The organism is Brucella sp. NBRC 14130 (genome assembly GCF_040371715.1).
GTDB lineage: Bacteria > Pseudomonadota > Alphaproteobacteria > Rhizobiales > Rhizobiaceae > Brucella > Brucella intermedia.
In genome coordinates this window covers 272,539-286,362 of sequence record NZ_BAABTE010000003.1, presented here as the reverse complement: position 1 = coordinate 286,362, position 13,824 = coordinate 272,539, and the positions used below count along the sequence as shown (strand labels likewise).

Genomic DNA, 13,824 nt, shown 5'->3' with positions numbered 1-13,824 from the left:
GTTTTGGGGCGGATGATAGGACCGGCGAATCCGCCTCGCAAGCGGACGAAAGTTCTAAGGAACAAAGGACTACCCATTAGTGGGTAAGGCGAAATCAGCAGTCCGTGGCCGATGCCGGTTATGGCGAAGACAGGCGCAACCGGTTTTCTATGGCATAGCGTGTAAGCCCCGCCGTGCTGGCAATTCCAAGCTTCTTCTTGATGTTCTTGCGGTGGGTTTCAACGGTTGCTTCCGAAATGCCGAGCCTGATTGCAATCTCGCGATTGCTGCCGCCTTCGGCCACCAGCACCAGCACATCGTTCTCGCGAACGGACAAACCTTCCGACTTCCTCTCGCCGCTGTCGAGCAGCGCTTCCGAAACGCCGGACGAGAAATATGTTCCGCCTGACGCGACCGCATGAATGGCGGCCACGATTTCTGCCGTGGACACGTCCTTCAAGACATATCCCGAAGCCCCACGCATGATCGAGGTCGAGATATATTCGCGGCTGTCGTGCATGGACAGCATGAGGATACGGATGCCGGGAAACTGCTTCTTGAACAGTTCGATGGCATCGATACCGTTAAGAAGTGGCATATTGATATCCATCAGGACCACATCCGGGTTGACGGCGAGCGCCAGTTCGAGAGCGGCCCGCGCATTGGAAGCCGCACCAGCAACATCAATATCGTCATAGGTTTCGAGTACAGCCCGCAAACCGTCCAGCACCAGCGGGTGGTTGTCCACGAGCAATACGCGAATCTTGCATTCATTCGTCATGCGACTTCCGGTTCCCGCTTTCTTTCTGTTGCCGACTGCGGCAGGCGCGCGGTCAGTTGCGTACCATCTGCACTGGTTTCAACCAAGAGCACCCCGCCGAAATGTGCCATCCGCTCCTGCATATTTCGCAGGCCAAGTCCGGAAAGCGGATCCTTCAAATCACGCGCGGTGAAACCATTGCCATCATCGGCAACCGTCATCGTCACCTTGCCACCGGCTTCCCAGAGACGGATGTTCACCTGACTCGCGCCGGAATGACGCTCCACATTGGTGAGCGCCTCCTGCACGACACGATAAAGCGCAGTGCTTGCCTCTGGCTTCAGCGTCTCGCTCAACCCGCCCGCTTCCAGCCGGGTTTCAATGCCGGTCCGTTCAGAGAAATGCTCACACAGAGCCTTGAGCGCGACGGTCAGGCCAAGGTCGTCCAGAATGCGCGGACGCAGATCATGCGAAAGCCGCCGCACTTCCTTGATTGCGCCGTTGAGTGCGTCCGATGCCTTTTCGATTGCAAGCGGCGCACCCCCGCTGCCCATTCTCACCTGACGGCTCGCAAGGTCGATGGCGTAGCGGACGCCGACGAGATTTTGGGAAATGCCGTCGTGAAGCTCCCGCGCCAGTCGCGCCCGTTCCTCCTCCTGCGTATCGATGATGCGCTGCGCCAGTTCCTTCAGCTTGGTATCCGCCATGCGCCGCTCACGCAGGTTGAGCAGCATGCAGGTCGCGAAGACGAGCATCACAGCCGGAACGGCGATCAGGCTGACGATGAGGAAGGTCGTGCGGATATTGGCGCGAAAATCCGCATTAGCGGCGGCAGTCTGCACATAGACGTCATCGAGATAGACACCCGTTCCCAGCATCCATTTCCATTTATCCAGACCGACCGCGAAGGAAAGCTTGTCGGCCATTTCGCCGCTCGACGGCTTTTCCCACTTATACTGGTGCAGCCCGCCACCCTCCTTGGCCTTGCCGATCAGATTGGCGATGACGCGATCCCCGTCCGGATCGACGAGGTCGAGCCAGTTGTGGCCCGGGCGGAAGGTCTGGCGCGGATGAACGACATTATTGCCGTCATAATCATAGACGAAGAAATAACCGTCGCGACCATAATCGAGCGAGGTCAGTATCTCGCGCACCTTTTCCATGGCCGTGGTATCGTCGGGACCGGCTTCGTCGTAAATCTGCTGTATGGAGGAAAGGGCCAGATTGGTGAGATTGAGAAGCTCGGTCTCCTTGGCTTTCAGCATATTCTTCTCGAACGTGGCGATGCTGCTCTGCACCAGGTTGGCCGATTGCCAGGTAATAAAGGCCGTGACCGTCAATATGGCCACGATGAGCGGCACAATCGCCAGTGCAACGATCTGGTAGCGTAGTGTCACGTTCTCTCCTCCCGGCGTCCCAGGCCGACCTTTCAGCCAATGACTTTAAAGTTCCCGCCTTGCGAGGAAAAGGGGCGCGGGGAAAAACCTGGCACCGCAGGAGACGCAACCGCACAAGAAGAAATATATTGATAGCTATTTATATAACTAAAATACAAACAACGATCGCAGTTGATGACGCGAATATTTTATGCTCAATATCATTTTCTTGAACACTGTCTCGGAGTATACGGCTCCGGGAGCCATTCATTTCAGAGAGAATCTATTTATGAAAACCTATCGTTTAATCGGTCTTGCATTCACGCTCGCAACCATTTCAGGCGCTTCGTCCTTTGCTGCCCCGCTTCCCGGCGGCGCCAGCAACCTGCAGGAAACCTATGAGGACTGGACTGTTTCCTGTCAGAACCAGAAAGACACCAGCATCTGCGTGATGCGTCAGGAGCAGAGCAGCACGCAGACCGGCCAGCGCGTTCTGACGGCGGAACTGCGCAATGTCGCGGGCAAGGTTGAAGGCGTCCTGCTGATGCCGTTCGGCCTTGATCTCGCCAAGGGCGCGGCCCTCAAGATCGATGACGCCGCCGCGCCGAATCTCGCTTTCTCCACCTGCCTGCCGCAGGGCTGTCTGGCCCCAGTAAGCTTCGACGCCAAGCAGGTTGCCGCCCTCAAGGCCGGCACCAATATCAACGTCACCACGACAGCCCTGAGCCCAAGCCAGCCGGTTGCCTTCAAGGTTTCGCTGAAAGGCTTCGGCGCTGCACTCGACCGCATCATTGCGCTGACGAAGTAAGTCGCAGGATCAGATCGTCAAAGCCATACGCCCGCCGGGCGTATGGCTTTTTTATTGGAGCGCTCAGGCAGGGCGAGCCGAAACATGTGCAAGATGCCTGCGCCATCGCAGTGTCATCAACACCGCCACAATGCCGAGACCCGCGGCAAGACCGAGCCAGATACCGACACCGCCAAGTTCGAACTTGAACGCAAGCAATGCGCCGAGCGGCAAGCCCACGCCCCAATAGCCAAACAGAGCCAGGAACATCGGCACGCGGGTATCCCGCAGGCCGCGCAACATGCCTGCGGCGACCGCTTGTGCGCCGTCGACGATCTGGAAGAGTGCGGCCAGCGCAAGGAAAGTGACGGCCAGTTCCATCACCGGCAGGTTCTGCGGGTCGTGCAGATCAAGGAAGACGCCGATGAACAAGCGAGGGATGAGCACCATAAGCAGCCCCATGACTGCCATGAAGCCCACACCGAGCGCGTAGGCACTCCAGCCCGCATAGGCAATCGCCTTGGGGTGGCCGGCGCCATAAGCACGGCCCACACGCACGGTTGCCACCTGTCCGAAACCGAGCGGCACCATGAAACTGAGCGATGCGATCTGGATCGCTACGGCGTGAGCCGCCATAGCCGTCGGGCCGATGCGGCCCATCATGACCACCGCGGCATAGAAGATGGAGGTCTCGAACACGAAAGTGAGCGCCATTGGAATGCCGATACGCCACAGTTCAAGCAGGCGCGCCCAGTCGGGACGCCAGAAACGGCCGAACAGGTGATAGCGGCGGAAACGGCGATGGCGCAGGGTGATGAAGGCAAGTCCGAGGAACATCATCGTGCTTGATGCCGTGGTAGCGATACCGGCGCCATGCAATTCCATGCGCGGGAAGCCGAAATGGCCGAAAATCAGCGTCCAGCCGGCAAGCGCGTTGAAACCGATCGCAAGGGCTGCAATGAGCAGCGTCCACATCGGCTTTTCCATCGCCGCAAAGAATGAGCGCAGCACGATATAGCCCAGATAAGGCAACAGCGCCCATTGCAGCGTGTGCATGAAATCCGTCGAGCGGGCGGCGATGTCCGGACGCTGGCCTAGAAACAGGAAAATTTCCTCGCAATGCCAGAGCACGACCCAGACCGGGACCGCGATCATGATTGCGGTCCAGAAACCCTGACGAACGGTGCGGCGCACATCACGCACCGAATGGCGGTTCTTGCCAAGCGCAATGGCGATCATAGGCATCACCGCCGAGACAAGCCCCATCGAGAAGATCATCAGCGTATGATAGAAGCTCGTCGCGAGCAAAGCCGAGGCTAGCGTGTCCGCTCCGAGACGGCCGATAAAGATGACATCGGTCGCCGTCAGCGCGGCCTGCGAAAGATTGGTGAAGATCAGCGGCCAGCCGAGTGTCAGCGCCGCGACCATCTCCCTGCCCCAGCGTTGCGTGCCGGATTCATGGGGCTGCTCAAAGCCCGCATTGTTTGTCCTGTCCATAGTCCGCTCCCCGAAGCATCCGGGGCCGTCAACCCGCCGGATGTTCCATTTGAATGAGGCCACGCCCCGGAACATCAGAGACCATGTCAATCTGAGAAGAGGCGCGGAAATACGATCATCGACCGTCCCATGCCGGCTAAGGGCGTTTGTCGCTGCAAGAGCGACTTCGCCCCAACTTTTCGGGTTGCTCAATTTCTATTGGGAACGTTGTGTATGTTCCAGAAACTGATCCGGAGCCAAGCGGGCTGCGCATCGATTTGCACAAAATTAGAGCAACATGGATATCAGACTTGCTCAAAGAAGCAACACGTCTCGAAATGGATTTTTCGTCTCCAGACACATGGAGGAATCAAATCCTCATTCTGACGCGAAAGCGTCATTGCCTGTCCGATAAAGGATTGACGCTTATGGCCTAACCGATAGGAATGATTGCATTAATCGCAGGAGGCGTCATGCGCAGCACCAAAGTCATCCATATTGTCGGCTGTCATGCGGAGGGCGAAGTCGGCGATGTCATCGTCGGCGGCGTGGCTCCGCCTCCGGGTGCAACGGTATGGGAACAATCGCGCTTCATCGCCAGCGACGAAACCTTGCGCAATTTCGTGCTCAACGAACCGAGCGGCGGGGTGTTCCGCCACGTCAATCTGCTAGTGCCGCCGAAAGATCCTCGCGCGCAGATGGGCTTCATCATCATGGAGCCTGCGGATACGCCGACGATGTCCGGTTCGAACTCGATCTGCGTCTCGACCGTGCTTTTGGACAGCGGCATCATCCCGATGCAGGAGCCGGTAACCCGCATGGTGCTGGAAGCTCCAGGTGGCCTCATCGAAGTGGAAGCCGAATGCCGCAACGGCAAGGCGGAGCGCATCAGTGTGCGCAATGTTCCATCTTTCGCCGACCGATTGGATGCATCGCTGGAAGTTGAAGGACTGGGCACGATCACTGTCGATACCGCCTATGGCGGCGACAGTTTCGTCATTGTGGATGCGGCGCATATCGGCATGAAGATCGAGCCGGGTCGGGCGCGAGAACTGGCCGCGATTGGCGTGAAGATCACCAAGGCTGCCAATGAACAACTGGGCTTCCGCCACCCGGAAAAAGACTGGAACCACATTTCCTTCTGCCAGATCACCGAGCCAGTAACACGGGAGGGCGACGTGCTGACGGGCGTGAACACCGTTGCCATTCGCCCGGCCAAACTCGACCGCTCGCCGACCGGCACGGGCTGCTCGGCGCGCATGGCCGTGCTGCACGCCAAGGGCCAGATGGAGGTTGGTGAGAAATTCATCGGCAAGTCCGTGCTGGGTACGGAGTTTCATTGTCGGCTCGACAAGACGCTTGAACTCGGTGGCAAGCCAGCCATCAGCCCCATTATTTCCGGTCGCGCATGGGTGACAGCAACCTCGCAGCTTATGCTCGATCCAAGCGATCCGTTTCCCGGTGGATACCGGCTGGCGGATACCTGGCCGCGCGGCGACTGAGGTTCAGGCGCGGACGGTCTGCAAATGGCGCTTCTCTTCGCTTCCGTTGTTCATGTACCCTAGAGCGCGTTCCGATCTGATTGGATCAGATCGGCGCTCTAATTCTTTGTTTTCACGCGCATCTTTCCCGAAAACCGTTTCACACTTTTCGGGATGCGCTCTGAAGTACATTCCGCTCCGGTTCTCGAGAAACACCATTTTCGTTTCGTCATCACCAGAATCTCAATCACCCCCGCGCACCTTCTTTACCCGCGCTCTTCTGACCTCTTTATCGAGCGCCACACCCCTCACCCTGAGGTGCGGAGCGAAGCGCAGCCTCGAAGGGCGAGGTCCAGATGGAACGGCCACCGCAACGCTGGTCTTCCACCGTCATTCGTCGCCCCCCTCGATCCTTCGAGACGGCCCTGCGGGCCTCCTCAGGATGAGGATCGAGAAAATAAAAACCCCGCCGAAGCGGGGTTTTCTTTATTCATCCGGATCGCATGCTTATGCGAAGTCGAGCGCGCGGTCGCCGTCTTCATCCTTGATGCGGGATGGCAGGCCGATCTGGTTGAGGATGTGGAGGAATGGCTTTGGATTGAGCTCTTCCACATTGACCATCTTCTTCACGTCCCATTCGCCCGAAGCGATGAGGATTGCGGCTGCAACCGGCGGAACGCCAGCGGTGTAGGAAATGCCCTGCGAACCCACTTCGTTATAGGCGTCCCTGTGGTCGGCAACGTTATAGATGAAGACTTCCTTCTCCTTGCCGTCCTTGGTGCCCTTGACGAAATCGCCAATGCAGGTCTTGCCGGTATAGTCCGGTGCCAGCGATGATGGATCGGGCAGCACAGCCTTCACTACCTTGAGCGGCACGACTTCCAGACCTTCGGCGGTCTTGACCGGCTGTTCGGACAGGAGGCCCAGATTGTTCAGCACCGTGAAGACGTTGATATAGTGATCGCCGAAACCCATCCAGAAACGCACGTCGGCGTTCGGATAGTTCTTCGACAGCGAGTGGACTTCATCATGGCCGGTCATATAGGCCTTGCTCGGACCGACGACCGGCAGGTCGAAGGTGTGGCCGACTTCGAACATCTTGTTCGACTGCCAGGCACCGTTCTGCCAGGAATAGACCGTGCCGGTGAACTCACGGAAATTGATTTCCGGGTCGAAATTGGTCGAAAACCAGCGGCCATGTGAACCGGCATTGATGTCGACGATGTCAATGGATTTGACTTCATCGAGATAGTCGTCGGCAGCAAGACGCGCATAGGCATTGACCACGCCCGGATCGAAGCCAATGCCGAGAATGGCGGTAATGCCCTTCTCTTCGCATTCCTTGAGGTGCTTCCATTCGTAATTGCCATACCATGGCGGGGTCTCGCAGATCTTCTTCGGGTCTTCATGGATTGCGGTGTCCATGTAAGCCACGCCCGTATCGATACAGGCGCGAAGAACCGACATATTGAGGAAGGCCGAGCCGACATTGATGACGATCTGAACGCCCGTCTTCCGGATCAGGGCCTTGGTGGCCTCCACATCCATTGCGTCCAGCGCATGCGCTTCCAGCTTCACCTCCGTCTTGAGGCTCTTCTTTTCATGCACGCTATCGATAATCTTGCGGCATTTCTCAACCGTGCGGGACGCAATATGGATATCGCCCAATATGTCAGAGTTTTGCGCACATTTATGTGCAACAACCTGTGCCACGCCCCCGGCGCCGATAATGAGAACGTTCTTCTTCATTTTCTGTCGATGCTTCCTCTTCCAGCGGTTTCCCGCCATCTATTGACCGTCCCGATTGCCTTCTCATTCGGAACACATGAGTTCGTTGCAGCGTGAAGCCGCAACAGGATCTTTACGAAAGCGACCCTTCAAAATCCGCGTAATCAAATTCGCGGACAACTCTGACCGTGCCGTCCAGTTCACGCACGGCAATGGCTGGCATTTTCACGCCATTAAACCAGTTCTTCTTGACCATGGTGTAACCGGCCGCATCCTCGAATGAGAGGCGGTCGCCGATGGCAAGTGGCTTGTCGAAAGTGAACTCGCCGAAAATATCGCCGGCGAGGCAGGACTTGCCGCAAACCATGTAGCTATGCTCGCCATTGTTCGGCGCCATCTTCGCCTTTTCGCGATAGATCAGCAGATCGAGCATATGCGCCTCGATCGAGCTATCGACGATGGCAAGGTTCTTGCCATTGAACAACGTGTCGAGCACCGTCACTTCCAGCGTCGTGGTCTTGGTGATCGAGGCTTCGCCCGGCTCCAGATAGACCTGAATGCCGAACTTTTCCGAAAACGCCTTCAGTCGTGCGCAGAACTCATCGACCGGATAATCATCGCCGGTGAAGTGGATGCCGCCGCCAAGGCTGACCCATTCGACGCGGTTGAGAAGCGAGCCGAACTTTTGTTCGATGTCGGTCAGCATCCGGTCGAAAAGACCAAAGTCGGAATTTTCGCAATTGTTATGGATCATGAAGCCGGTCACGCGATCCATGACCTTCTCAACCTTCGCCACATCCCATTCGCCAAGACGGCTGAACGGACGTGCCGGATCGGCAAGATCGAAGCTCGAAGACGAGATGCCCGGATTGAGGCGCAGCCCGCGCTTGATGCCCGACGCCTTGTCAGCAAAGCGTTCGAGCTGGCCAATCGAATTGAAGATGATCTTGTCGGCGTGGCTGATGACCTCATCGATCTCATTGTCGGCATAGGCCACACTATAGGCATGGGTTTCGCCGCCGAATCTTTCATGGCCAAGACGCACTTCATTGAGCGAAGACGAGGTGGTGCCGTCCATATATTCGCTCATCAGATCAAACACCGACCAGGTGGCGAAACATTTCAGCGCCAGCAGTGCCTTGGCGCCGGATTTCTCGCGCACATAGGCAACCTTTTCCATGTTGCGCTTCAGCTTGGTCTTGTCGATCAGGTAGTAGGGCGTCTGGATCATGGGCGTTCCGGGTCATTTAATGGGAAAATCTGGCCTCGCCAGCAAGTCTGGTCTGCCAAGTTGAGGAAACATCAGGCGGTTTCCCGAATTATTTGAAGGCTTATAGGAAGCTTGTGACAGAAACACAAATCCGCCACAGCATTATCGGGAAAATTTCCCCATAAGCCATCGCGGATTACTTCCCTGCCTTCAGGGCTCGCGTCTCATATAGAGCTTTTTATCAGGATTTGAACCCCTTCCCTTCCCGCTCTACCCGCTCCGCCGTTTTCGTTGAAAGTCTTTGCCGGCGCCCCTGGCTTTTATACAACTGGAAGGCCCGCTAAGATTGGTGAGTATCGTCAAATTAATTAAACAAGCATTTGCTTGACAAATTACGAACACGAGCGTAGCCGTTGTTTCCATGTTCAGGGCGACCTCATCAGGCATTCGCCCACGCAATGACAGCCAAAGGAAAATCAGATGCAGGATCACAAGCCGACCGCCGGTTGGGGAGACCTGTTCGCAGGCAGAAACGCTATCGTATCGCTGACGCTCGTCGGCGGCGTGGCGCTTCATGCCATCAACGTGTTCATTGCCACAACCATCCTCCCAACGGTGGTCGCCGACATTGGCGGCATGGATTATTACGCGTGGAACACGGCGCTGTTCGTGACCGCATCCATTCTCGGCTCCGCCCTTGTGCCGCGCCTGCTTTCGCGGGCAGGCCCGCGCAGCGCCTATCTGGTCGCAGCGTGCATCTTTGCTGCGGGAACCCTGACTTGCGGCCTCGCGCCCTCCATGCCCGTCATGCTGGCGGGGCGCTCCATTCAGGGTCTTGGCGGTGGCATGATGCTCGCCCTGTCATATTCAATGATCCGCATCGTCTTCGATGAATCGCTATGGCCCCGCGCCATCGGCCTCGTTTCCGGCATGTGGGGCGTTGCCACGCTTGTCGGCCCGGCGATTGGCGGCGTTTTTGCGGAACTCGGCATGTGGCGCGCTGCCTTCTGGTCGCTTGCGCCCGTGATTGCCGTGTTCACAATCATGGCCATGACGGTTCTGCCCCGCGAATCCGGTTCCGCTGCCAGCAATGACCGGCTGGCATGGCCACAGCTCATTCTTTTGACCGCTGCCGTCCTTGCCGTTTCCGCCGGAAGCATTTCGTCGGAACTGGCGCTGAATGCCGGCGGCGTCGCACTCGCAATCGTCTTGCTGCTTCTCCTCGCTGTCGTCGAAAAGAAGGCCAGCCGACGCATTCTTCCGAAAGGGTCTTTCAGTATCCGGAAACTCGGCGCGCTTTATCTGACGCTCGCCTTCCTCAGCGCGTCCGTTACCAGTTCGGAAGTCTTCGTACCGCTGTTCTTTCAGGTGCTGCATAACCAGTCGCCGCTTGTCGCGGGATATCTGGCAGCAATCATGGGCGGCAGCTGGACACTTGGCTCGATCGGGTCGTCGGGGATTGCCGCCGGACGCACCGACCGCGTTATTCTCGCCGCCCCCGTCATGGGCGTAGCCGGGATGGTCGCGCTGGCCGTCCTCATTCCGGCAGGAAGCGAAGGTCATTGGTACGATCTGCTGCCGATCTGCATCGCGCTCGCAGTCATCGGTTTCGGCGTGGGGCTGACATGGCCGCACCTGCTGACCGGCATTTTCAAGCGCGCGAACGCAGAAGATCAGAACCTTGCATCCGCCTCCGTGACCATGGTGCAGCTTTTCACAACCGCCCTTGGCGCAGCACTTGCCGGAATGGTTGCCAATATGGCTGGGCTCACCAATCCCGGCGGCTTTGCAGGCACCGCACATGCCGCGCTCTGGCTCTTTTCCGGCTTCGCCATTCTGTCCGCACTGGCGTTCGTGTCGGCGCTCGCTCTGGTCCGCAGCGCAAGACAGCCGCAAACGGCCCAATGCTGAGAATTATCAGGCGGCGGGCGAAATAACGTAGGCGCAGCGCCGCGCACCGGCGAGAATATGTTCGGTTCGGTTTACAGAAACATCAGGGCCAAGCACGGCCCTGAATACCTGAAGCTCCGCGCGGCAGAAGCCCTGGCAGGCGTCCGCGGCAGCGCAGATCGGGCAGTGATTTTCGATGAAGAGCCAGGAGCCATCCTCCTGCTTTTCGGCATGGGCCATGTAACCTTCCGCCGAGCGGATCGCGGCAAGTTCCAGCACCCGCTCGCCGAGCGGCATATCTTTCAGGCGCGCCTGATACTGACGGCGGGTCTCGGATTCGCGATGGGCGATCAGCGTGTCCAGCGCGTCCTCACCGAGAATGCTGCGAACGGAATGGAGAAGCTGGACCGTCAAATCGGCATGTGTATCGGGGAAGCGCCTGTTGCCGGTCTCTGTCAGGTCCCAGAATTGAGACGGACGTCCGACCCCCTGCGATACGGAATGGGGAGCGACCAGACCTTCTTCAGCCAGTCGCACCAGTTGCTGGCGGACAGCTTCGCCGGTCGTTCCCAGATGCTCGCCGATCGCAGCTGCCGTCTGGGCCCCCCGCATCTTAAGCGTGAGCATAACGCGCTCGGCGGGAGAACGTGCTACCGGAGCGTCGGTATTTAGAAAGTCATTCCTTGACATATTGACGATTTTCTATTTAAAGAAGAATTATCTTGTTAAATAAGCTATCTACCCCACTTTAGCAAGATAGTTATCAAATGACGGCACTCAACCGGCGTCCAGCAACAGATTGACGGGCCTCACGGTCCGTACCGCGACGGCGTACGTAACAAGGAGTTTTGAAATGAGCTTCACCTTGCCCCCGCTTCCCTATGCAACCAACGCGCTCGAGGGCGTGGGAATGGGTACGGAAACGCTTGAGCTGCATCATGGCAAGCATCATCAGGCTTATGTGACTGCCCTCAACGGATTCGTTGAAAAGAACGATGCGCTCAAGGGCAAGTCGCTCGAAGAAATCATTCTCCTTGCCAAGGACAAGGCCGATCTGGCCCCGGTGTTCAACAATGCCGGCCAGCACTGGAACCACAATCTGTTCTGGCAGAACCTGTCTGCTTCCGGTGGCCGCCTTCCCGGAGCGCTGGAAAAGAAAATCACCGAAGATTTCGGCGGTGTCGACCAGTTCAAGGAAGCCTTCAAGACCGCAGCCGTCGGCCAGTTCGGTTCGGGATGGGCATGGCTGGTTCTGGCCGATGACGGCAAGCTCAAGGTCACCAAGACCCCTAACGGCTCCAATCCGCTGGCAACCGGCGAAGGCAAGGCGCTATTAGGGCTTGATGTCTGGGAGCATAGCTATTATCTCGATTTCCGTAATCGTCGGCCTGACTATGTAACGAATTTCCTCGACAAGCTGGCCAATTACGAATTCGCGGAAGCCACCCTGAAGGCAGCATGACGCGCTTACATTGATTGCGATCAAGGCGTTTTGCCTGCAGGAAATGCAGACTCCACGGAGCTGCGTGACTGCGGGCAAAATGCGGCAATGACCAAAACGACCGATCCATCCACGGGCGCCGTCCTCCCAAGCGGTGCAGGAGCAAGACAGAGACAGTTCCGAAAATGAGCAGCAACTTCAATCAGGAAACCGTCACCGACATCCATCACTGGACCGATACGCTGTTTTCCTTCCGCACCACGCGCGACCCCGGCTTTCGCTTCCAGAGCGGCCAGTTCATCATGATGGGGCTGGAAGTAAACGGCAAGCCGCTCACGCGCGCCTATTCGATTGCCTCGAGCCTTTACGAAGACGGGCTGGAATTCTTCTCGATCAAGGTGCCGAACGGTCCGTTGACCTCCAAGCTTCAGCATCTGAAGGTTGGCGACCAGATCATTCTTTCCAAGAAACCGGTCGGCACACTTCTCTACGACAATCTGAAGCCGGGCAAAAATCTCTGGCTGCTCTCGACCGGCACCGGTCTTGCGCCGTTCCTGTCGATCATTCGCGATCTGGAAGCCTATGAACGTTTCGAAAAGATCATTCTTGTTCATGGCGTGCGTCAGGTCGCGGAACTCGCCTATACGGATTTCATTTCCAACGAACTGCCGCAGGATGAATTCCTTGGCGAAATGGTCAAGAAGCAGCTCATCTACTATCCGACAGTCACGCGTGAGCCCTACAAGAATCGTGGCCGCCTGACCGACCTCATTCGTTCAGGACAGCTGTTCACCGATGTTGGCCTGCCAGAGTTCAATCATGACGACGACCGCATGATGCTCTGCGGCAGCCCGGAAATGCTGGCCGAAACAAAGCAGATACTTGAAGAGCGCGGTTTCAAGGAAGGCAGCCAGAGCGAAGCCGGACACTACGTCATCGAGAAGGCTTTCGTGGAGAAATAACTCTGCCGAAACGGGCTGGACTGTTAATGGAGGGAGGCATCAGCCTCCCTTTTTCTTTGCCCGCTCTCTGGTGCGCGCCTGCCGAAAACTGGAACGGGCTCGGGGAAAACAAAAAAACAGGATGCCCTAAGCCCGTACCGCCTGCAAGAAAAACGCCTTAACGCCCGCGACCATTTCCGCTCGATCCATCATATCGGGGTTGGAGATGATTTCATCGACCGCACCGTGCAGCGCATTGAAAAGGAGCACAGCCGTCAAACGCGGATTGGAGATTTTCCACGCACCTGCGGAATTGCCGTCGGTCAACAACGCATCGAGCCGGACGATTGCCGGATTTTCCTGCTTCATGCGCCGCAGGGGCGGATGAAAATCATGGAACACCATGTCGTGTATCCTGTAATTGTCCAGATAGCCGGCGATCCCCGTCTCGGCCCACGCTACCAGCTTTCCGTGCCAGTCATCGGCCGGATACTGGCCCAGCTGACGCTCCAGCCCCTCGCAGAACCCGTCGATAAATCGCTCCCGCAAGGCGATCAGGATGTCGTCCTTGCTGCGAAAATGCAGATAGAACGTACCTTTGGCCACACCGGCAAGGCGGACAATTTCATCCACGCTCGTCGCCGCGAAGCCCTTTTCGAGGAAGAGGGCCTCGGCTGCAGCCATCAGTTCATCGCGACGTATTTCAGCGGGCTTGGTGCGGGGTTTGGGCTTGGTGGCGGTCGGCGGCAAAGCAA

At 57.5% G+C, this 13,824-nt stretch carries 12 protein-coding genes; 5 read left to right on the top strand and 7 right to left on the bottom strand.

Features of this window, described 5'->3' with window-relative positions:
• Positions 1-118: 118 nt before the first annotated feature.
• Positions 119-760, bottom strand: coding sequence for a two-component system response regulator MctR (gene mctR, locus ABWW28_RS07465; RefSeq protein WP_006466099.1), 642 nt, complete (start codon positions 758-760; stop codon positions 119-121).
• Entirely contained in the window at positions 757-2,136 is a 1,380-nt protein-coding gene (mctS, locus tag ABWW28_RS07460; protein ID WP_353390640.1) for a two-component system sensor histidine kinase MctS, read from the bottom strand. The genes mctR and mctS overlap by 4 nt, the downstream gene beginning before the upstream one ends.
• 268 nt (positions 2,137-2,404) lie before the next feature.
• On the opposite strand from mctS, the gene ABWW28_RS07455 reads away from it, so the two are divergent.
• Positions 2,405-2,923, top strand: a complete 519-nt coding sequence (locus tag ABWW28_RS07455) for an invasion associated locus B family protein (RefSeq protein WP_353390638.1) — start codon at positions 2,405-2,407, stop codon at positions 2,921-2,923.
• 63 nt (positions 2,924-2,986) lie between these two features.
• On the opposite strand, the gene ABWW28_RS07450 is transcribed toward ABWW28_RS07455, so the two are convergent.
• Positions 2,987-4,399, bottom strand: a complete 1,413-nt coding sequence (locus ABWW28_RS07450) for an MATE family efflux transporter (RefSeq protein ID WP_112670560.1) — start codon at positions 4,397-4,399, stop codon at positions 2,987-2,989.
• Between the two features lie 452 nt (positions 4,400-4,851).
• Between ABWW28_RS07450 and ABWW28_RS07445 the strand changes: the two genes are divergently transcribed.
• Positions 4,852-5,880 carry a trans-3-hydroxy-L-proline dehydratase gene (locus tag ABWW28_RS07445; RefSeq protein ID WP_353390636.1) on the top strand — a complete coding sequence of 343 codons (1,029 nt, stop codon included), beginning with the start codon at positions 4,852-4,854 and terminating at the stop codon, positions 5,878-5,880.
• A 486-nt stretch (positions 5,881-6,366) separates the two neighbouring features.
• Here the strand turns inward: ABWW28_RS07445 and ABWW28_RS07440 are convergent, their stop codons facing one another.
• On the bottom strand, positions 6,367-7,608 hold the full coding sequence (locus tag ABWW28_RS07440; protein WP_112670564.1) for a saccharopine dehydrogenase family protein: 1,242 nt from the start codon (positions 7,606-7,608) through the stop codon (positions 6,367-6,369).
• A gap of 112 nt (positions 7,609-7,720) precedes the next feature.
• Positions 7,721-8,818 (bottom strand): carboxynorspermidine decarboxylase, encoded by a 1,098-nt coding sequence (gene nspC / locus ABWW28_RS07435; protein ID WP_006466092.1) that lies wholly within the window; start codon positions 8,816-8,818, stop codon positions 7,721-7,723.
• Between the two features lie 459 nt (positions 8,819-9,277).
• Here nspC and ABWW28_RS07430 point away from each other — a divergent pair, with 459 nt between their 5' ends.
• A complete protein-coding gene (locus tag ABWW28_RS07430) occupies positions 9,278-10,708 on the top strand; it encodes an MFS transporter (protein ID WP_112670566.1) in 1,431 nt (476 codons plus the stop codon).
• A gap of 6 nt (positions 10,709-10,714) precedes the next feature.
• On the opposite strand, the gene ABWW28_RS07425 is transcribed toward ABWW28_RS07430, so the two are convergent.
• Positions 10,715-11,314, bottom strand: a complete 600-nt coding sequence (locus tag ABWW28_RS07425) for a helix-turn-helix transcriptional regulator (RefSeq protein WP_112670568.1) — start codon at positions 11,312-11,314, stop codon at positions 10,715-10,717.
• Between the two features lie 226 nt (positions 11,315-11,540).
• Here ABWW28_RS07425 and ABWW28_RS07420 point away from each other — a divergent pair, with 226 nt between their 5' ends.
• Complete coding sequence (locus ABWW28_RS07420) at positions 11,541-12,149, top strand: superoxide dismutase (protein WP_006471043.1); 609 nt, start codon at positions 11,541-11,543, stop codon at positions 12,147-12,149.
• Positions 12,150-12,313: 164 nt separating this feature from the next.
• Positions 12,314-13,090 carry a ferredoxin--NADP reductase gene (locus ABWW28_RS07415; RefSeq protein ID WP_006466088.1) on the top strand — a complete coding sequence of 259 codons (777 nt, stop codon included), beginning with the start codon at positions 12,314-12,316 and terminating at the stop codon, positions 13,088-13,090.
• A 126-nt stretch (positions 13,091-13,216) separates the two neighbouring features.
• On the opposite strand, the gene ABWW28_RS07410 is transcribed toward ABWW28_RS07415, so the two are convergent.
• Positions 13,217-13,819: a TetR/AcrR family transcriptional regulator gene (locus tag ABWW28_RS07410; RefSeq protein ID WP_112670570.1), complete on the bottom strand. Its 603-nt coding sequence runs from the start codon at positions 13,817-13,819 to the stop codon at positions 13,217-13,219.
• Between the last annotated feature and the right edge of the window lie 5 nt (positions 13,820-13,824).

Coding starts and splice junctions, on each gene's coding strand:
- mctR (WP_006466099.1), bottom strand. CDS start 760: ATGACGAATGAATGCAAGATTCGCGTATTGCTCGTGGACAACCACCCG.
- ABWW28_RS07455 (WP_353390638.1), top strand. CDS start 2,405: ATGAAAACCTATCGTTTAATCGGTCTTGCATTCACGCTCGCAACCATT.
- ABWW28_RS07450 (WP_112670560.1), bottom strand. CDS start 4,399: ATGGACAGGACAAACAATGCGGGCTTTGAGCAGCCCCATGAATCCGGC.
- ABWW28_RS07445 (WP_353390636.1), top strand. CDS start 4,852: ATGCGCAGCACCAAAGTCATCCATATTGTCGGCTGTCATGCGGAGGGC.
- ABWW28_RS07440 (WP_112670564.1), bottom strand. CDS start 7,608: ATGAAGAAGAACGTTCTCATTATCGGCGCCGGGGGCGTGGCACAGGTT.
- nspC (WP_006466092.1), bottom strand. CDS start 8,818: ATGATCCAGACGCCCTACTACCTGATCGACAAGACCAAGCTGAAGCGC.
- ABWW28_RS07430 (WP_112670566.1), top strand. CDS start 9,278: ATGCAGGATCACAAGCCGACCGCCGGTTGGGGAGACCTGTTCGCAGGC.
- ABWW28_RS07425 (WP_112670568.1), bottom strand. CDS start 11,314: ATGCTCACGCTTAAGATGCGGGGGGCCCAGACGGCAGCTGCGATCGGC.
- ABWW28_RS07420 (WP_006471043.1), top strand. CDS start 11,541: ATGAGCTTCACCTTGCCCCCGCTTCCCTATGCAACCAACGCGCTCGAG.
- ABWW28_RS07415 (WP_006466088.1), top strand. CDS start 12,314: ATGAGCAGCAACTTCAATCAGGAAACCGTCACCGACATCCATCACTGG.